The 18291-nt window shown below is 66.0% G+C and carries 16 protein-coding genes and 1 pseudogene; 13 read left to right on the top strand and 4 right to left on the bottom strand.

Translation table 11 applies throughout. The annotated features are described in order from the left end of the window. Window positions 1–23 precede the first annotated feature (23 nt). Window positions 24–1469: a M20/M25/M40 family metallo-hydrolase gene (locus tag H3Z74_RS02685; RefSeq protein ID WP_187762476.1), complete on the bottom strand. Its 1446-nt coding sequence runs from the start codon at window positions 1467–1469 to the stop codon at window positions 24–26. Between the two features lie 157 nt (window positions 1470–1626). Here H3Z74_RS02685 and H3Z74_RS02680 point away from each other — a divergent pair, with 157 nt between their 5' ends. From H3Z74_RS02680 to H3Z74_RS02640, 9 genes and pseudogenes are all read left to right on the top strand, one after another. Beyond that, window positions 1627–2436 (top strand): class I SAM-dependent methyltransferase, encoded by an 810-nt coding sequence (locus tag H3Z74_RS02680; protein ID WP_187762475.1) that lies wholly within the window; start codon window positions 1627–1629, stop codon window positions 2434–2436. 160 nt (window positions 2437–2596) lie between these two features. Beyond that, window positions 2597–2809 (top strand): hypothetical protein, encoded by a 213-nt coding sequence (locus tag H3Z74_RS02675; RefSeq protein ID WP_187762474.1) that lies wholly within the window; start codon window positions 2597–2599, stop codon window positions 2807–2809. Window positions 2810–2960: 151 nt separating this feature from the next. Further along, on the top strand, window positions 2961–3707 hold the full coding sequence (locus tag H3Z74_RS02670) for a DUF899 family protein (RefSeq protein WP_187762473.1): 747 nt from the start codon (window positions 2961–2963) through the stop codon (window positions 3705–3707). A gap of 114 nt (window positions 3708–3821) precedes the next feature. Beyond that, entirely contained in the window at window positions 3822–4181 is a 360-nt protein-coding gene (locus tag H3Z74_RS02665) for a hypothetical protein (protein WP_229726836.1), read from the top strand. A 175-nt stretch (window positions 4182–4356) separates the two neighbouring features. Then, window positions 4357–5430: an oxidoreductase gene (locus H3Z74_RS02660; RefSeq protein WP_187762471.1), complete on the top strand. Its 1074-nt coding sequence runs from the start codon at window positions 4357–4359 to the stop codon at window positions 5428–5430. A 469-nt stretch (window positions 5431–5899) separates the two neighbouring features. Then, entirely contained in the window at window positions 5900–8023 is a 2124-nt protein-coding gene (locus H3Z74_RS02655; RefSeq protein WP_187762470.1) for a phosphocholine-specific phospholipase C, read from the top strand. A gap of 177 nt (window positions 8024–8200) precedes the next feature. Beyond that, a complete protein-coding gene (locus tag H3Z74_RS02650) occupies window positions 8201–9076 on the top strand; it encodes an HpcH/HpaI aldolase/citrate lyase family protein (protein WP_187762469.1) in 876 nt (291 codons plus the stop codon). 167 nt (window positions 9077–9243) lie between these two features. Next, a complete protein-coding gene (locus tag H3Z74_RS02645; protein ID WP_187762468.1) occupies window positions 9244–10137 on the top strand; it encodes an NAD(P)/FAD-dependent oxidoreductase in 894 nt (297 codons plus the stop codon). A gap of 463 nt (window positions 10138–10600) precedes the next feature. Beyond that, window positions 10601–12056: pseudogene (locus H3Z74_RS02640) on the top strand (helicase HerA domain-containing protein). Between the two features lie 4 nt (window positions 12057–12060). Here H3Z74_RS02640 and H3Z74_RS02635 read toward each other — a convergent pair. Then, entirely contained in the window at window positions 12061–12834 is a 774-nt protein-coding gene (locus H3Z74_RS02635) for a helix-turn-helix domain-containing protein (RefSeq protein ID WP_187762467.1), read from the bottom strand. Between the two features lie 54 nt (window positions 12835–12888). On the opposite strand from H3Z74_RS02635, the gene H3Z74_RS02630 reads away from it, so the two are divergent. Next, the gene (locus tag H3Z74_RS02630) at window positions 12889–13371 is read left to right on the top strand and encodes a nuclear transport factor 2 family protein (protein ID WP_229726835.1); all 483 of its coding nucleotides are present in this window, start codon (window positions 12889–12891) and stop codon (window positions 13369–13371) included. Between the two features lie 109 nt (window positions 13372–13480). Here H3Z74_RS02630 and H3Z74_RS02625 read toward each other — a convergent pair whose 3' ends face one another. After that, entirely contained in the window at window positions 13481–14260 is a 780-nt protein-coding gene (locus H3Z74_RS02625; protein WP_187762466.1) for a SapC family protein, read from the bottom strand. Between the two features lie 68 nt (window positions 14261–14328). Further along, the gene (locus tag H3Z74_RS02620) at window positions 14329–15777 is read right to left on the bottom strand and encodes an FAD-binding oxidoreductase (protein ID WP_187762465.1); all 1449 of its coding nucleotides are present in this window, start codon (window positions 15775–15777) and stop codon (window positions 14329–14331) included. Window positions 15778–15909: 132 nt separating this feature from the next. On the opposite strand from H3Z74_RS02620, the gene H3Z74_RS02615 reads away from it, so the two are divergent. From H3Z74_RS02615 to H3Z74_RS02605, 3 genes are all read left to right on the top strand, one after another. After that, window positions 15910–16383, top strand: coding sequence for a hypothetical protein (locus H3Z74_RS02615; RefSeq protein ID WP_229726834.1), 474 nt, complete (start codon window positions 15910–15912; stop codon window positions 16381–16383). Between the two features lie 116 nt (window positions 16384–16499). Continuing rightward, on the top strand, window positions 16500–17972 hold the full coding sequence (locus tag H3Z74_RS02610; protein ID WP_187762464.1) for a DEAD/DEAH box helicase: 1473 nt from the start codon (window positions 16500–16502) through the stop codon (window positions 17970–17972). A 4-nt stretch (window positions 17973–17976) separates the two neighbouring features. Then, window positions 17977–18183 (top strand): DUF1289 domain-containing protein, encoded by a 207-nt coding sequence (locus H3Z74_RS02605; RefSeq protein WP_187762463.1) that lies wholly within the window; start codon window positions 17977–17979, stop codon window positions 18181–18183. The last annotated feature ends 108 nt before the right edge of the window (window positions 18184–18291 follow it).

Here is an 18291-nt window from a genome sequence, read left to right as displayed (position 1 = left end):
CTGCGACGGACCGCCGCCCGCGCTCAGTTCATATTGGCATAGACCTTCACCAGGTCGGTCAGATAATCGCGCCCGGTGAACAGCGAGCGCACCTCGATCCGCTCGTTCAGGCCGTGCGCGCCATTGCCGTCGGGGTCGCCCCAGATGCCCGGCACGCCATAGGTCGGGATGCCGACCGCCTCCAGGAAGATGCCGTCGGTCGCGCCGGTCGACATCACCGGCACCAAAGGCACGCCGGGGAAATATTTCTTCACCAGCGTCTCGGCCGGTCCCATGATGCGCGGGTCGAGCGACGGCGGCACCGCGGTCGGGCGGATCGGCGGCACCGGGGTGATCGTCACCTTCGCATCGCCGATCGCAGCGGCCAGCGCGGCCTGAGTCTGCGCCAGCGTCTGGCCCGGGAACATGCGGCAATTGACGTTGGCGCCGGCGCGCTGCGGCAGCGCATTATTGGCATGGCCGCCATCGAGCAGGGTCGCGACACAGGTGGTGCGCAGCATCGAATGATAGGTGCGGTCGGTCGACACGATCGCCTCCGCCGCCTTGTCCTGCGGGTTGGCGGCGATCGCGACCATCGCCGCGCCGATCTTGTCGGTCCGCGCCGCGCCCGCCTTGGCGAAGAAGGCCTTGGTCGTGTCGGTCATCAGCACCGGGAATTCATAATCGCGCACCCTGGCCAGCGCGTCGCTCAGTTCGTAAATCGCATTGTCGCGGATCGGGATCGAGCTGTGCCCGCCGGCATTGGTCGCCTCGAGCCGGAAATTCTGCACCGCCTTTTCACCGACCTGCATCGTCTGGACGATCACCTTGCCCTTGCCGTCGGTATCGCCGCCGCCGCCTTCGTTCAGTGCGAATTCGGCGGCGATCAGATCGGCCTTGTTCTGCGCCAGCCACTGCGCGCCGTTGAAGGCATAGGTGGTTTCCTCGCCGCAGGTCAGCGCCATCTTGATCATGCGCTTGGGGCGGTATCCGTCCTTCTTGAATCGGATCATCAGATCCGCCCACACCGCCGCCATCGACTTGTCGTCGGCGGAGCCGCGCGCATAATAATAGCCGCCTTCCTCGATCAGCTTGAACGGGTCGCGCGTCCAGTCCTCGCGCTTCGCCTCGACCACGTCGAGATGCGCGAGCAGCAGCATCGGCTTCAGCATCTTCGACGTGCCCGGCAGGACCGCTACGATGCCGCCCTCCTTCGGATGATCGGGTACGGCGAATGTCGTGATATCGGCATCGGTATAGCCCGCCGCCTTCAGCCGCGTGGCGACCTGCGCCGCGGCCTGAGTGCAGCTGCCCACCGACAGCGTCGTATTGGTCTCGACCATCTCCTTGTAGAGGTCGAGGAATGCCTGCTGATCGGGCTTCAGCGCGAGCGGGGCCGAGGAGGTCGGCACCTGCGCCGGGGCAATTCCCGGAGCGGCGACGCCGACGCACAATGCCGCAACCTGTACCGCCGCCAACCAGCTTTTCATGTGCCACCCCTTTAAGTCTGTCGAGCGCGAGATGATCATAGTTGGCGGCGGATGGAAAGGTGCGGAAACGGAAAATTACACGGCCGGGCAATTGTCCCGGATGCGGATGTGCGCGACAAGATGCGTATCGACCTGTATCCCGCCAGAAGGAATTCCGATGCGCATCCTGCCCGTTTTCGCCGCCGCCCTGATGATCGGCACCGGCGCCCCGACCGCCGGCATCGCCCAGGCGCAGGACGCCACGCCGGGTCGCGAGATCATGGCCGCGGTCGGGGCGCCGACCCGCCTGCCCGAGAACATGGCCCGCGACCAGTATCGCCATCCGGCCGAGACGCTGGCCTTTTTCGGCGTGAAGCCAACCGATACGGTGGTCGAGATCTGGCCGGGCGGCGGTTGGTATACCGAAATTCTCGCCCCCTATCTCGCGGGCAAGGGTACGCTCTACATCGCCGCCGCCAGTGAGAAGGGCCAGGCCGCGGTCAAGGCGAAGCAGGCGGCCAGTCCCGAACTCTATCGCACGGTAAAATATGCGATCTTCCCCGAAGGCGCGGGGCCGAAGGTGCCGGCCGGGACGGCGGACGCCGTGCTGACGTTCCGCAACGTCCATAACTGGCGCTTTGGCGAGAGCGACAAGACGCAGGCGGCGTTCGACCAGATGTTCGCCATGCTCAAGCCCGGCGGCACGCTCGGCGTCGAGGAACACCGGCTGCCCGAGGGCCAGGCGGGAGTCGAGGAAGGCAAGAGCGGCTATATGAAGCAGTCCACGGTGGTCGCCTATGCGACCAGGGCCGGCTTCAAGCTGGTCGCCGAGAGCGGGGTGAACGCCAATCCCAAGGATACGCACGACTATCCCAAGGGCGTGTGGACCTTGCCGCCGACCTATCAGGAGGGCGACACGGACCGCGCACGCTATGCGGCGATCGGGGAGAGCGACCGGATGACGCTGAAGTTCGTGAAGCCCAAGTAACGGCGGATCATCCCCGGCGCCGTCACAGGTAAACAGCGCGGTCACCACGAAACATTCCGGGACCTATGGCACTCTGGCTTTCCGGTGCTACATTCCCGGAATGTACCGCGTTTTTCACAGTCTTAGCGGCTGGATTCTGGCGTTGTCGCTCACGCCCTGCATGGCTGCGCACGCACAATATGCCCAGGGCACACCTGACCCTAAGCCCAACCCGCCGCTCGGTATCCCGGTTGGCCCGATCGACCCGATTCCGGGCGATCGGCAAATATGCCTGTACGACAAGCCGACCCGCAAGACGATCTGCCGCACCTATGATCAATGGCGGATCATCGGCCAGCAGCAATCGGCGAAACGGAATTTCGAGAAGCGTTGATCGACGCGCGTGGGCGCCCGCACCTCGTCCACCGCCGCGCATCCCGACAATGCAACGCATGGCACATCTCCGGCGTTGGAGCCGCTGCACCGGCGGGCATTTTTCCGACATGACGGGCCGCCTGTCCGGGAGACGATCCGGGAGAGTATCGATGACCGACCATGCAAACCCCGACCAGCCGCTCGCACCGGCGATGGAGCTGGCAATCAAGGGCCGCAAGCCCTTCCCGCACGACAGCGACGACTATCACCGCGCGCGCACTGCCTTGCTTGCCGAGGAGATCGAGCTGCGCCGCCAGATCCAGCGCGTCGCGGCGCTGCGCCGCGCACTGCCGCCGGGCGGCGCGGCCAGGGACTATCGCTTCCTCGGCGAGGACGGGCGCGAGGTCGGGCTGATCGACATGTTCGGGCGGCACGACACGCTGTTCACCTATTACTGGATGTACGGACCACAGCGCGAGCGCCCTTGCCCGATGTGCACCTCGTTCGTCGGCTCGCTCGACATCCCTGCGCGCGATATCGAGCAGCGCATCGCAATGGCGATCATCGGCAGTTCGCCGGTCGCGCGGCAACAGGCGGTCGCGCTCGAGCGCGGCTGGCGCAATCTCCATTTCTACCAGAGCATCGGCGACGATTTCGCGCACGATTATGGCGGGATCGACGCGGACGGCGATGAAGGCGCGATCGTCTCCGTCTGGCAGCGGCGCGGCGACACGGTCAATCTGTTCTGGGCGGCCGAAGGCGGCTTCGACACCGCCGATCCGGGCTTCGACCCGCACCTCGCGCCGGACCCGACGCCGCTCTGGACCATCCTCGACTGGACGCCGGGCGGGCGCGGGACCGACTGGTATCCGAGCCTCGACTATCCGGAAACCGAATCGCCCGGCAACGGCCGCTGAGCGGCGCCCACCCAGCTCCGGCAAGGACTTACCCACCCGCTCTGGACAAGCCGCGATCGCGAAACCTATCTGTGAACAGGCATGTCGATGCGTGTTCCGAGCGGGGAGAAGGTCATGAATCTGGTCAAGGCGGGTGCGGTCGGTTTCGTCCTGTTGATGGCGAGCGGCGGGGCCGCTCAGGCCCAGAATGCCTGCCTGATCGAGGGAGAGATGATGTCCGAGGCAATCAAGGATTGCAGCGAGACCAGCCTGAAGATCCCCGCCGCCGACTATGCCGAGCAATGCTCGTCCAATTCAAACGGCCCCCTGAAAGCCACGGTCCTCAAGGCCTGCCCGCCCCGAGCGCAGGCGAAATGCGTCGGCCCTTACGGCCAGCCCGTCACAACCTATTATTATGCACGCAGCCCGAAATCGCTGGCCGATACAAAGTCGAGCTGCACCGCGCAGCGTGGCAAATGGGTGCTCCAGCCGTAAGGGCGAAGGCAATCTCACTCCGGCTGCGCGCTGGCAGCGGGTTCATCAGGGATGTAGGCTGGAGCTGATCCATCCCCGTTCGGGCTGAACCTGTCGAAGGGCGAACGGAGGAGAGGTGATTCCGCCCAATCCAATGTTGGTCTAGGACAGGCCGGCAACCGCAAGGCGAACATACATGAACGACACGGCTCAAGGACCGGCGGTCCGGACCGCATTGATCGGCTATGGCTTTTCGGGCCGGACCTTTCACGCGCCGCTGATCCGCTCGATCGCGGGGCTCGACCTCGCACTGGTCGCGTCGAGCGATGCGGCGAAAGTGCAGGCCGACCTGCCCGGCATGAGCGTTATGGCCGATCCGCTTCAGGCCATTACCGATCCGGCGATCGAGCTGGTCGTCATTGCCACCCCGAACAGCAGCCATGCGCCGCTGGCGCGTGCCGCGCTGGCCGCGGGCAAGCATGTGGTGGTCGACAAGCCCTTCACGCTCGATCTCCACGAGGCGCGCGCATTGATCGCCCTGGCGGAGGAACGGGGCCGGCTGCTGTCGGTGTTCCACAACCGGCGCTGGGACAGCGACTATCTCGGCGTGAAGCAGCTGATCGACGCCGGCACGCTGGGCGATGTCGTGCATTTCGAATCGCATTTCGACCGCTTTCGCCCCGAGGTGCGCGACCGCTGGCGCGAGCAGGCGCTGCCCGGCAGCGGCGTTTGGTTCGACCTTGGCCCGCATCTGGTCGATCAGGCATTGCAGCTGTTTGGCCTGCCCGAGAGCCTGCAGGCGAACCTTGCCGTGCAGCGCAGTGGCGGACAGGTCGATGACTGGGCGCATGTCGTGCTGAACTACGGCGCGCGACGGGTCATCCTCCATGCCGGGATGGTGGTGACCGGCGGCACCGCGCGCTTCACCGTCCACGGCACCGAGGCGAGCGTGGTCAAAGCGCTAGCCGATCGGCAGGAACAGCAATTGCTTGCCGGCATCACCCCGGGCGCGCCGGGCTGGGGCGAGGACGGCGATGATCTGCGGCTCTATCACGGCGATGAGGTGCGCAGCCTCCCGACCCCGGCGGGCGACCAGCGCAATTATTACCGCGCGATCCATCAGGCGCTGCGCGGTGGCGGCGCCAATCCGGTGCCGCCGATCCAGGCGCTGGCGGTGATGGCGGTGATCGAGGCGGCGGCGCAGGCCGCGGCGGAAGGCCGGACCATGCCCCTCCCGCTGACCGGGGCGGAGCTGGCGGCCTGGAGCTGATACAGCGTCTCCGGTTCATCGCATCACCACGGAAGTGCGACGCCGCTCCCTGTTATCTCGCGCATAACAGGGAGAATAACAGGGAGCGGCAATTTTTTTGGCCGCTTTCGGGCGATTTTCTGGAGATATTTTCCTTCTATTTCAATCAATTATTCCTCCATCTCCCTGTTATCGAATAACAGGGAGATCGGGCGCGCGGAACAGGGAGCGGTGCGCATGATAACAGGGAGTTGCAGGGAGATACCCGCGCCTCTTTGCGAACTCCGACGAGCTGTTGCGATATTCATCCTGAGAAAGAGCGTGCCGGGCCGCCGCGACGGTCCGTCACGCGCACATTTTCATGATTGGCGGCGGCGTTGAATCGGCTGCGCGAAAGGGCGAGGTATCGATTTTCCCGCTTGCTTGCCCGAGGATTGACCTGTTCGCCTGCGCCGTTCCGGCATATCGATCAGCGCGGGAGAGTGTGACGATGGTGCGGATCGATCGACGGCAGGTATTAGCGGCGGGGGGTGCGGGAATGCTCGCGGCGAGCCCGATCGCGCGGGCCATGGCGATCGACGCCGATGTGCGCACGGGCACGCTGGCCGATGTCGAGCATATCGTGATCCTGATGCAGGAGAATCGCGGCTTCGACCATTATTTCGGATCAGCGGCCGGTGTTCGGGGCTTTGGCGATCGCTTCCCAATCCCGTCGGCGGCGGGAACCGGCCGGCAAACCATCTGGACGCAATATGGCGCGCCGGACCGGCCGGCGGGACTCGCGCCCTTCCATCTCGACACGGTCGCCGCCTTCCCGCTGATGCGCGCCGAGGGCACGCCGCATAACTGGCCCGATGCACAGGCGGCATGGGACGAAGGACGGATGAGCGCCTGGCCCAAGGCGAAGACACCGGGGTCGATGGGCTATTACCGCGCCGCCGATCTGCCCTTTCAATATGCGCTCGCCCATGCCTTCACGCTGTGCGACGCCTATCATTGCTCGGTCCAGACCGGGACCAACACCAACCGGCTGTTCCTGTGGAGCGGGACCAACGATCCGACAGGCCGGAATGGCGGACCGTCGATCGCCAATTCGCACGATCAACTGGCAAAGAATGGCGGCGCGCCCGAGGGGTATCGCTGGACCAGCTATGTCGAGCGGCTGCAGGCGGCGGGAATCGACTGGCGCATCTATGAGGACATGGCGGATAATTTCACCGACAATCCACTGGTCGGGTTCCGCCGCTTCCGCGATGCGGATGCCGCCGGGCCGGGCGGCGCGGATCATGAGCTGATCGCGCGCGGCCTTTCCACGCAGAAGCTCGACCGGTTGCGCCAGGACGTGCTGGCCGGCACGCTGCCGCGGATTTCCTATATCATCGCCGATGCCGCCGGGTCGGAACACCCCTCCGCCTCCAGCCCGGCGCAGGGCGCGGATTATACCGCGCGCGTGCTCGATGCGCTGACCGCCAATCCCGAAGTGTGGAGCCGCACGGCGCTGCTGGTGATGTTCGACGAGAATGACGGCTATTTCGACCATATGCCGCCGCCCGCGCCGCCGTCGCGCGATTCCGCCGCCGCCGATGGTCTGGCCGGGGGATCGACCGTGTCGACCGAGGGCGAATATCATCTCGTCCGCTCCGCCGCCGATGCCCTGTTCGAGCGCCCGGAATTGATCGGGCGTCCCTATGGCCTGGGCCCGCGCGTGCCGATGTACGTGATCTCGCCGTGGAGCCGGGGCGGCTGGGTCAATAGCGAGACATTCGATCACACCTCGGTGATCCGCTTGCTGGAATTGCGCTTCGGGGTGCAGGAGCCGAACATCTCGCCATGGCGGCGCAGCGTGTGCGGCGACCTGACCTCCGCGTTCGATTTCAGGCATCCGAACGATGCGCGCAACTGGCCTGCCCTGCCCGCCACCGCTGCGCAGGCCGCGCGTGCCGCCGCCCTACCGAAGCGGACGATAGCGGTACCGCCCGGCCAGCCCGACATGCCGGTCCAGGCGACCGGCCCGCGCCGCTCACGCGCCCTGCCCTATGCGCTCGACGTGCAGGCTCATGTCGCCGATGACGGCGTCCGTCTCGACTTCGCCAATAGCGGCCGGGCCGGCGCGGTCTTCCATGTCTATGACCGGTTGCAGCTCAAGCGCGCGCCGCGGCGCTATACTGTCGGCGCATCGGCCCGGCTGAGCGGCTTGTGGGCGGGCGCGGGCGACGGCGCCTATGATCTGTGGGTGCTGGGGCCGAACGGATTCCATCGTCATTTCATCGGGATGCGGAGCCGAGACGCGCTGCAGGTATCGCTGCGACCGGAGCCGATGCGGCGCGCGATCGCACTGACGCTCGACAATCCCAGCGCGGCAGCGCGGCGGATCGATATTCGCCCGATGGCCTATGGCAAGGCGCTCGACGCCCGGACGATCACGCTGCGTCCCGGCCAGTCGGTCACCGAGCTCTGGCGCGTATCGGCGACATCCGGCTGGTATGATCTGGCGGTCGAGGTCGCGGCGGAGAAGAGCTATTTCCGGCGCTTCGCCGGGCGGATGGAAACCGGGCGGGATTCGATTTCGGACCCGGCAATGGGCGGCACGGCGATCAGGACATATCTGCGATAGCGCTTCTCCGATAAGGCGCTATTCAGGAGTGTCGAACAGGAAGCGGCCGGGCTTCAACCTGCAGCTGACCCGTATTCATGGAGCAAGCTGACAGGCCCAGCGCGATCGGTGGGTCAAGGATGGAGACCTGGCCCGCGCGGGCATTGAGGACTGCACATATGCGGCTATGAGGGCAGCATGACACGCCCCCGCCGCAGCCTGCTGTACATGCCCGCGTCAAACCTTCGCGCGATCGAGAAGGCGCGCGACCTGCCGTGCGATGCGGTGGTGCTCGACCTGGAGGATGCGGTCGCGCCCGAGGCCAAGGCGGCGGCGCGGGAAACCGCTCTTGCGGTGGTCAGGGAGGGCGGGTTCGGCCGTCGCGAGCTGATCGTCCGCGCCAATGGGCTGGACACGCCCTGGGGGCGCGACGACCTGGCGGCGCTGGCAATTGCCGGGCCGGACGCGATTTTGGTGCCCAAGGTCAACGACGCCGCCGAAGTCGCCGCCTATGACGCGCTGATCGCCGCGGCGCCCGCGCATACCGGGCTCTGGGCGATGATCGAGACCGCCCGCGCGATGTTCCGACTGGAGGAGATCGCCGCGCAGGCGCGCACGACGCGGCTGAGCGGCTGGGTGATGGGCACCAATGATCTCGCCAAGGAAATGCGCGCCACGCTGGATGTGGAACGGGTGCCGTTCCTCGGCTTCCTGGCGCAATCGGTGGCGGCGGCGCGGGCATATGGGCTCACCATTCTCGATGGCGTGTTCAACGCGATCGACGATGACGCGGGACTTGAGGCGCAGTGCCGGCAAGGGCGGGCGTTCGGGTTCGACGGCAAGACGCTGATCCATCCGAAGCAGATCGGGACCTGCAACCGGGTGTTCACGCCGAGCGATGCGGAGCTTGCCGCGGCGCAGGCCGTGGTGGCGGCGTTCGCGCTGCCCGAAAATGCCGACAAGGGCGCACTGCGGGTCGATGGCCGGATGGTGGAACGACTGCACCTCGCCGAGGCCGAGGCAATGATCGCGCTGCGCGCGATGACCGACGCTTCCGGAACCCCCGCTTCGTAAAGCGCCGGGTCCGCAAGCGACCCGGCAAGACGCCTGCCCGCCCTTGCGTCTCGGCGGCTCAGCGTCGCGCTGCCTAATCATGTAACTTCATTAGTTGCAAAATCGCCGCAGGTGATTATGTAACATCATATGTGTCGTATCTGAAAGGCGAACAATGAGGTCGAGCCATGCATGATGTTGTCGTTATCGGCGGGAGTTTCGCAGGTCAGTCCGCGGCCATGCAGCTCGCCCGCGCGCGACAGAATATAGTGATGATCGATGCGGGAATGCCGAGGAACCGGTTCGCCGAAGCAGCGCATGGCTTTCTGGGCCAGGACGGACGAGCGCCCCATGCCATCATGCGGGAGGCGACCTGCCAGCTGCTGGCCTATCCCACGGTCGAAATAGTGGCGGCGGAGGCGCGGAGCGCGGTCCGGGCCGACGACCATTTCGTCGTGACATTGTCCACCGGCGTCGAGCGAAAGACGCGCCGGCTGGTGCTGGCGACCGGAGTGTCGGACGAACTCCCGGCCATTCCCGGCATGTCGGAACGGTGGGGCGAGACCGTACTGCATTGCCCCTATTGCCATGGCTATGAAGTGCGCGACCGCGCCCTGGGCGTCATCGCCAATCATGCGATGTCGGCCCATCAGGCCGCCTTGCTTCCCGACTGGGGCACGACGCGCTATTTCACCCAAGGCGCTTATGAGCCCGACCCCGCCGAGCTCGCGCTTCTTGCCGCGCGGGGAGTCACGATCGAGCGATCGCCCGTGATCGAACTGATCGGCAACGCGCCGGCGCTGGACGGGGTCAGGCTTGCGGATGGCCGGATCATCAAACTTTCCGCTATCTTCACCGCACCCAGGACCCGCCCGTCGAGCCCCATTGCCGGAAATTTGGGCTGCGCCATGGAGGAAGGCCCGACCGGTCCGTTCGTGAAGGTCGATCCATGGGGGCTGACCTCGGTACCCGGCGTCTATGCGGCGGGCGACGCCACCACGCCGATGCACAATGCGACGATCGCTTCGGCATCGGGCGTGCTCGCGGGCGTTGCGGCCCATCAGTCCCTGGTACGGGCATGAGAGAAACGAGTATCGCCGCCCGCCCGCACTCCGCCAGAATCGGCATGAGGCCTCTCCAGCCGGGGCGACGATTCAACATCGACTCCCGCTGAAGCAGGGTCAGTCCTGGGCTATCTTCGGACTGGCCCCGGCTATTTCTCATCGCGAATATTTCACAAGGTCCGGCAGCGGCTCCGCCCGCCGGACGGATTGCCCCCTATTGGCTGGCTGATACCTGGCTGTTCCGCTGGCTGTTAGCTGGCTGTTCGGTCGCTGATATGCTGGCTGTTCCGGCAACCCGCAGTTGAGATGCAACAACATGAAATCAGCCATATTCTTTCGATCTAACGGCGAAATAACAGCCAGGAAAAAACATTTCGGCATAGAACAGCCAGTAACAGCCAGTATCAGCCATGCGACGAAATAGCCGATGGGCGTCGCTTGCCCCTTGCTCCCCTGCCCCTGCATCGGCCATGCCACAGCCATGACGTTTCAGGTGGACATGGGCACCGACGGCGCGGGTAAGAGCGTGCCGATCGATCTCGAAGAATTGCTCGCGACGCGGTTGCTCGTGCAGGGCAATTCGGGGTCGGGCAAGTCGCACCTGCTGCGCCGACTGCTCGAGCGCAGCGCGAACCAGGTGCAGCAGATCATCATCGATCCCGAAGGCGACTTCACCACGCTGGCCGGTCCCTACGGCCATACCGCGATCGAGGCGGTGGCCTATTCGGTGACCGAGGTGACGCGCTTCGCCGCGCGCTGCCGCGAGCATCGCGCATCGGTCGTGCTGAGCCTTGAAGGGCTGGAGATGGAGGGGCAGATGCGCTGCGCCGCCGCTTTCCTGATGGGCCTGTTCGATGCGCCGCGCGAATTCTGGTATCCGGCGCTGGTGGTGGTCGACGAAGCGCAGATCTTCGCGCCGGCGGCCGGCGCCGAAGTGTCGGAGGAAATCCGCCGCGCATCGCTGTCGGCGATGACCAACCTGATGTGCCGCGGGCGCAAGCGCGGCCTGGCCGGGATCATCGCGACGCAGCGGCTCGCCAAGCTGTCGAAGAATGTCGCGGCGGAGGCCTCGAACTTCCTGATGGGCCGCACCTTTCTCGACATCGACATGGCGCGCGCGGCCGACCTGCTCGGCATGGAGCGGCGCCAGGCCGAGGCGATCCGCGACCTGCAGCGCGGCACCTTCCTGGCGCTCGGGCCCGCCGTGTCGCGCCGCCCGGTCGAGATCCGCATCGGCGCGGTCGAGACATCGGCGCGCAGCGGCAGTCCGATCCTGACGCCGCTGCCCGACGCGCCCGCCGCGGACATGAAACAGTTCCTGCTCGAAGGGCTGGAGGATATGCCGCCGCCACCGCCCCCTCCCCCCGCCGCGCCCCGCACCGGCCGAGGAGCTGATCGAGCAGATCTCGCATCCGGTAGAGGCCGAGCCGGCGGCGCCGAAGCCGGCCGAGGATCCGGCGTTCATCGAACAGGTCATTCGCGACGTGATGCGCGCGATCGTCGGCGACCCGGATGCGGCGTCGCGCACCGCGGCGGTGCTGTTCCAGGATTTCCAGGTGCGTTGCCGGATGGCCGGGGTATACCGCGCGCCGCTCGACACCTCGGCCTTTGCGCGCCGCCTTGCCGCCGCGCGCGCAGGGATTTTCGAAGGCCTGGACGAAGAATGGGCCGAAGTGATCCGCGCAGCCTATGACCTGCCCGACGATATGCTCGGCGCGTATCTGCTCGTCGCGCGTGCTGCGAAGGAGGGCGAGCCCTGCCCGACCGACGAGGATGTCGCGCGCACCTATGGCACCAGCTCGCTTGGCCGAGCGCGGCGGGTGATGAGCTATATGGAAGGGCGCAACATCCTGGTCACGCGCACTGACCTGTCGGGGCGGCGATCGATCACCATCCCGGGCCTGGGCTGGACCACGGCAGCGGCGGACGCGGCCTGATCGCTTACCCTTCCATCGCCAGACGGCCTTTGGCGAGACGCGAGGGCTCCATGCCGAACATGGCGCGAAATGCCGCGCTGAAATGTGCCGATGAGGCGAAGCCGCCATCCATCGCCGCAGCCGTCAGCGTTTCGCCCCGCGCCATGGTGCCGATCGCGGTGCGCATCGCGGCCCACAGCCGGTAGCGGCGCAGCGGCACGCCGGTCGCGGCCTTGAACACATGACGCAGGCGCGATTCCGACAGGCCGGCCTGCGCTGCAAGCGTGTCGAGCGAAAGGCGGTCGCCGGGCCGCTCGTGGAGCAGCGCCAGCGCTGCCTCCACCCTTGGGTCGATCGGGCGCGCGGAAGAGGCGAGCAGCGAGTCCAGCGCGGCGCGGGTCGTCGCCCAATCGTTCCTGTCGTCGGCCAAGGCCGTCAGGGTTCGGATCAGGGCGTCCTCCTCCTGCAGGTCGAACGCCGCGTGCGGCGCCGGCGCGCGGGCCGAAGCGCGCAGCCGGGCAAGCTCGTCGCTGAAGGGATCGATATAGAGGAACGCCAAGCGGCCCTGCGTGCCGGCGAAATGATGCAGCTTGCCGGGCGGGATGACCACGCTGCGGCAGCGGCGGTAGCGTCCCGACGTCTCCGCCGGCGGATCGGCGACACCGAACGCGCCGTCAAGGCCAAGCGCGACCACCGCGACGGCATTGCGATGCGCGGAGAGATTGAGCGCCGGCCCGACATAGAGCGCCCGCGCGCCCCAGGCGAAGACGCGCGCCGCCGGCACAGGCGCGACTGGCATGCGCGCAGCCGCATCGTGAAAGCGTGATCGGGCCGAACTTGCCATGACGGCATCATGCAACAGGATTGGACACGACGCACCATGGTCAAGGCGATTTCCCTGCTCGGCACGGTCGGCGCGCTATCGGCAATGGCGGGCCAGGATCCGGGCGAAGCGGCGGTTCGACAGGCGCTCGCGCGCTATGCGGCCGCCTGGACGAGTGGCAATCTGGCCGCAATCGTCACCTGCTATCATGACGACTTCACGCTGCATTATTTCGGCCAATCCGCCTTGTCGGGCACTCATGTCGGCAAGCCCGCCGCGCTCAAGACGCTGGCGGCATTCTCGCAGCGCACGCGGCGCAAGCTTATGGGCGTGACCGAGATATTGGCGGGCGACCGCCTCGGCGCGATCCTCGCGCGCGAAATGCTGATGCAGGGCGAACAGCCGATCGAGGTGGATCGCTTGTTGCTCTACCGCGTGGCGGACGGGCTGCTGATCGAATGCTGGGTCTATGACCAGGACCAGCGGTTGATCGATGCGATCATCGGCGGATGACGGCTCGCCGCAAATCCGGCCTGGCTCTCGACCCGCGCCCCGGAATATCCACAGCGCCCTGCCAGGACGATTGAGCCTGGCAGGGCGCTGCACATCTTTGTCGTTCAGGTCAGAGGGTCAGTTCGGGCACCGGCATCTTGCCCAGCTGGACCTGGCGCGCGAAGATGTCGCGCATCAGCGGCAGCGAGAAGAGGTGCGCGTAGAGCAGCGGGAGCATGCCGTTCTTGTGGATCTTGCGCAGCTGATCGCCGCGCAGGTCGGCGAGCTTCTCTTCATTGACCATCTGGAAGCCGCGATAGACGAAGGGCTGCTCGGCGCCTTCGGGCTGAATCGAGACTTCGCCTTCCATCAGCAGGCCCATTTCGCGCAGCTCGCCCATGAACTGATTGGTGCGGGCGCCGGCCTGTTCGAACGATTCGTTGAACGCAAGGACGTTCTTGACCAGCTCGGTCGGCTGGCCGTCGGCGAACAGCGGCTCGCCTTCGTCGAAATTGCCGAGCGCATCCGAGGTCGGATCGAAGCAGAGCGACAGTTCCTGTGCATCGGGACGCAGCCGCGCAAGCATATAGGGATAGCGGCGGACATAGGCCGGCACGTAGAAATTATTCTCGAGCAGCTTGCCGTCTTCGCCGATGAATACGTTGACGCCTTCGTTCAGCCCCATCAGCGCGATCGGGATCGCATCATCACCGGCGGTGAAGACGATCGGCATGAAACGCTGCGCCAGGGTGAATTCATCGACCGTGATCGGGATGGTGTGCTGGTTGATCAGGAACGGCGCACTGTCCATCGCCCGTGCGCGATAATTGGCATGTGCTTCGGACGAGAGCGGCTCAAGCGCGTTATAGAAGAGCGGCAGTTGCGATTGCTGTTGCGGCGCGCTGGCCATTGGAATCTCCATTGAAAACGATCGTCGTTGATCGGGCGCACACTACGCGAGCCGAATGGCCCGTGGCTCTATGGCTTGGCGGGCGTCGGCGCAAGCGTCACGAGCTTTCCGGGGTTGAACAGGCCATGCGGATCGAGCGCGCCCTTGATCGCGCGCAGTGCGGCCATCCGCGCGGGCGAAGACAGGCGTTCGAGCTCGCCAAGCTTCATCTGGCCGATGCCATGCTCGGCAGAAATCGATCCGCCGACCGACACCACCAGGTCATTGACGAAGCGAGTCACGCCCGGTGCATCCTCCGCATACCAGCGCGCCGGATCAATTCCGGTGGGCGCGCGGACATGGAAATGGACATTGCCGTCGCCGAGATGGCCGAAGGCGCTGGCATGGGTGCCCGGAAAGGCCGCCTCGCACGCCGCCGCCGCCTCGATCATGAAGCGCGGCATGGCGGAAACAGGGACCGAGATGTCGTGCTGCACGGCGGGGCCGGCGGCGCGTTCGGATTCGGAGATCGAATCGCGCAGCCGCCAGAACGCCTCCGCCTGTGCCTCGCTCGCGCCGATCACCGCATCGCTGGCCATTCCATCGGAGAGCGCGGCGGCAAGCAGGCGTTCGAGCAGCCCGGCAGGCGATTCGGCGGCCGCGTCCGTCGCAACCGATTCGATCAGCACATGCCAGGGATGGCTTCCGCCAAGCGGCGCCCGCGTGCCGGGAATATGGCGCAGCACCAGGCCGAGCGAATCGGCCGGGATGATCTCGAAGCTTTCGATCGAATGGGTGGCGGCTTCGAGCCGGCGGAGCAGGCGCAATGCCGCCTCGGGACTTTCCAGCCCCACCCAGGCGACCGCACGCGCGGTGATGGCGGGGACGAGACGCAAGGTGGCCGCCGTGACGATCCCAAGCGTCCCTTCAGCGCCAATCAGCAGCTGGTTGAGGTCATAGCCGCGATTATCCTTCTTGAGCGCGGCGAGCCCGTCATGGATCGAACCGTCCGGCAACACCGCCTCGACGCCCGCGACCAGTGCGCGCATCGTGCCGAAGCGCAGCACCTGGGTGCCGCCGGCATTGGTCGAGACCAGCCCGCCGATCGTGGCGCTGCCACGCGCGCCAAGCGTGAGGGGGAAACGCCGGCCTTGTGCAAGGGCGGCTGCGTGGAGATCGGCGAGAATCACCCCCGCCTCGGCGATGGCGAGATTGTCGGCGGGCAGGACGGTCCGGATGCGGTTGAGCCGGCGCAACGATAGGATCAGCGCGGATCCGTCCGCCGGCGGGGTCGCCCCACCGACCATGCCGGTATTCCCGCCCTGCGGCACCAGCGCGACGCCCTGTTCACCGGCCAGTGCGACGATCCTGGCCACGCCTTCGGTGCTGTCGGGAGCGAGGATCGCCGGACTGGCACCATGATAGCGGCCGCGCCAGTCATGCAGCCAGGGATCGATATCGGTGGGGTCGGTCAACACCGCTTTCGGGCCGAGCGTGGTGCGGGCGGATTCGATCAGCCTGGATTGCGCAGATGTCATAATGCGGCGCTATCACGCGATGCGGCGCAGGCCAATTGCTGCGCCTCCCAGATGCCCCGCGCCCACTTGCTGCGCGCCTAGTGTCATTAGTTCATCGACTGTTCAAACGTTTGCGGTAATTATTGACGGTTCATGCCGAATCCGATCGTCCCTGTTTTGATCCTGTTGCTGGCCGCACCGCCCCCGACCGACAAGGATCAGGGCAGCAGGGGCGTGCTGGTCGCACAGTTGACGATTCGGCAGCGGATCATCATCCGCGTGCCGCGCCCGCCGGTCGGTCCGCCGCCGGTGGCCGATATTGTCATCCCGGACTCGCCCCGGCGGATGGCGGAGAAAAACGGGCCGAAATGCATCCCGGTACAAAGCCTGGCCGGGTCGGCTGAAGCACGCAAGGACAGCGTCGACCTGATGATGGCCGATGGCAGCAGGATGCGCGCGAAACTCGACAATGATTGCCCTGCGCTCGATTTCTACGCCGGCTTTTATATCAAGAAGACGCCCGACGGCATGATCTGCGCCGACCGCGACATCATCCGCTCGCGCTCCGGCCGCGCCTGCCCCATTTCGTCCTTCAAGCGACTCCAATCCAAACGCGGAAGAGACTAGGTTGCTCGTTACCGAAGGTCGAACGAGCGCCTTTACCTTGACTTTTGCCGTCTTATCCGCAAGCGCACCGTTACTGGCTGGTGGCTTTCCCCAAGCCTGATTTTTCCGGACACAGCATGACTTTTGCCGATCTCGGCCTTTCCGACGAACTTTTGAAAGCCGTGAACGAGTCCGGTTATACCGAACCGACTCCGATTCAGGCGAGCGCGATCCCGAGCGTGCTGATGATGCGCGACATCGTCGCGATCGCTCAGACCGGTACCGGCAAGACCGCGGCCTTCGTGCTGCCGATGATCGACATCCTCGGCGAGGGACGCAGCCGTGCGCGCATGCCACGTTCGCTGATCCTCGAGCCGACGCGCGAACTCGCCGCGCAGGTCGCCGAGAATTTCGAGAAATACGGCAAGTATCACAAGCTCTCGATGGCGCTGCTGATCGGCGGCGTATCGATGACCGACCAGCAAAAGGCGCTGGAAAAGGGCGTCGACGTACTGATCGCGACGCCGGGCCGGCTGATGGACCTGTTCGGACGCGGCAAGATCCTGCTCACCGGCTGTTCGCTGCTGGTGATCGACGAGGCCGACCGCATGCTCGACATGGGGTTCATCCCGGACATCGAGGAGATCTGCACCAAGCTGCCCAAACAGCGCCAGACCCTGCTCTTCTCGGCGACGATGCCCCCACCGATCAAGAAGCTGGCCGACAAGTTCCTCGACAACCCCAAGACGATCGAGGTCGCGCGGCCCGCGACGGCGAACATCAACATCAAGCAATGGGTCGTGCCGGTCACGGCATCGAAGAAGCGCGAGAAGCTGATCGAACTGCTGCGCGCCGAAGATGTGCGCACCGCGATCATCTTCTCCAACCGCAAGACCACGGTGCGCGAGCTCAACAAGGTGCTGCAGCGCCAGGGCTTCCGCTCGTCGGAGATTCATGGCGACATGGAACAGTCGCAGCGCATCGCCGAGCTCGACCGGTTCAAGGCCGGCGACGTCAACATCCTGGTTGCCTCCGACGTCGCGGCACGTGGGCTGGATATCAAGGGCGTGAGCCATGTGTTCAACTTTGATGCGCCCTGGCATCCGGACGATTACGTCCACCGCATCGGCCGCACCGGTCGTGCGGGTGCGACCGGAGTCGCCTTCACGCTGGTGACATCGGACGATGCCGAGAATATCCAGAATATCGAGAAGCTGACCGGCCTGAAGATCGACCGCTACGAAGGTGCGGCGGACATCGCTTCGGCCGATGATGACGGCGACGCCAAGCCGCGCGGACGCTCGCGCGCCAAGCCAGCCGAGAAAAAAGGCCGTTCGGCCAAGGCGGCGCCGGTCGAGACCGATGCGCCGGAGACAGAAGAAGCGCCGGCCCGCACACCGCGTGCACCACGCGAGGCACGGCCTGCGCGTGACGCTCGTCCGGCCCGTGAAGAACGGCCGGCGCGCGAAGCACGACCGCCCCGCGATGAACGCCCCGCACGGGACGAGCGCCCGGCGCGCGACAATCGCCGCGATCCCGATGACGGGCCGGATGACGGCTGGAACGGGCCGATGCCCAGCTTCCTAAGCGCCAAGCTCACCATCGACTGACGCCATGGACGGGATTTTCGAAACGGTCCCGGTGGTGCGGATCGTGAGTCCGTGCATCAATATCTGCGAGATCGACGACGTGTCCGGCCTGTGTGCCGGATGCGCGCGGACGATCGACGAAATCGCCGGCTGGACCAGCGGCACGGCAGAATGGCGCGACGCGGTGATCGCAGCGTTGCCGGCGCGCCGCGATTCCGTCGGAAAGTTCTAAAGCCGGATCCAGCCGGGATGATGGCCGTAACGGAGCGCGGCCCTCATCACTGCTACCCCGCCACTGGACCCCGGCCTTCGCCGGGGAAGCAGCGGGGTTACCGCGAGG

It is taken from the genome of Sphingomonas alpina (assembly GCF_014490665.1).
Classification (GTDB): Bacteria; Pseudomonadota; Alphaproteobacteria; order Sphingomonadales; family Sphingomonadaceae; genus Sphingomonas; species Sphingomonas alpina.
Note: the sequence above shows the minus strand (reverse complement) of the source record. Positions and strands in the feature narration are given on the sequence as shown.

Bases quoted from the DNA above. Each gene is read 5' to 3' on its own strand.
- H3Z74_RS02685 (WP_187762476.1), bottom strand. From the start codon at position 1,469: ATGAAAAGCTGGTTGGCGGCGGTACAGGTTGCGGCATTGTGCGTCGGC.
- H3Z74_RS02680 (WP_187762475.1), top strand. From the start codon at position 1,627: ATGCGCATCCTGCCCGTTTTCGCCGCCGCCCTGATGATCGGCACCGGC.
- H3Z74_RS02675 (WP_187762474.1), top strand. From the start codon at position 2,597: ATGGCTGCGCACGCACAATATGCCCAGGGCACACCTGACCCTAAGCCC.
- H3Z74_RS02670 (WP_187762473.1), top strand. From the start codon at position 2,961: ATGACCGACCATGCAAACCCCGACCAGCCGCTCGCACCGGCGATGGAG.
- H3Z74_RS02665 (WP_229726836.1), top strand. From the start codon at position 3,822: ATGAATCTGGTCAAGGCGGGTGCGGTCGGTTTCGTCCTGTTGATGGCG.
- H3Z74_RS02660 (WP_187762471.1), top strand. From the start codon at position 4,357: ATGAACGACACGGCTCAAGGACCGGCGGTCCGGACCGCATTGATCGGC.
- H3Z74_RS02655 (WP_187762470.1), top strand. From the start codon at position 5,900: ATGGTGCGGATCGATCGACGGCAGGTATTAGCGGCGGGGGGTGCGGGA.
- H3Z74_RS02650 (WP_187762469.1), top strand. From the start codon at position 8,201: ATGACACGCCCCCGCCGCAGCCTGCTGTACATGCCCGCGTCAAACCTT.
- H3Z74_RS02645 (WP_187762468.1), top strand. From the start codon at position 9,244: ATGCATGATGTTGTCGTTATCGGCGGGAGTTTCGCAGGTCAGTCCGCG.
- H3Z74_RS02635 (WP_187762467.1), bottom strand. From the start codon at position 12,834: ATGCCAGTCGCGCCTGTGCCGGCGGCGCGCGTCTTCGCCTGGGGCGCG.
- H3Z74_RS02630 (WP_229726835.1), top strand. From the start codon at position 12,889: ATGCAACAGGATTGGACACGACGCACCATGGTCAAGGCGATTTCCCTG.
- H3Z74_RS02625 (WP_187762466.1), bottom strand. From the start codon at position 14,260: ATGGCCAGCGCGCCGCAACAGCAATCGCAACTGCCGCTCTTCTATAAC.
- H3Z74_RS02620 (WP_187762465.1), bottom strand. From the start codon at position 15,777: ATGACATCTGCGCAATCCAGGCTGATCGAATCCGCCCGCACCACGCTC.
- H3Z74_RS02615 (WP_229726834.1), top strand. From the start codon at position 15,910: ATGCCGAATCCGATCGTCCCTGTTTTGATCCTGTTGCTGGCCGCACCG.
- H3Z74_RS02610 (WP_187762464.1), top strand. From the start codon at position 16,500: ATGACTTTTGCCGATCTCGGCCTTTCCGACGAACTTTTGAAAGCCGTG.
- H3Z74_RS02605 (WP_187762463.1), top strand. From the start codon at position 17,977: ATGGACGGGATTTTCGAAACGGTCCCGGTGGTGCGGATCGTGAGTCCG.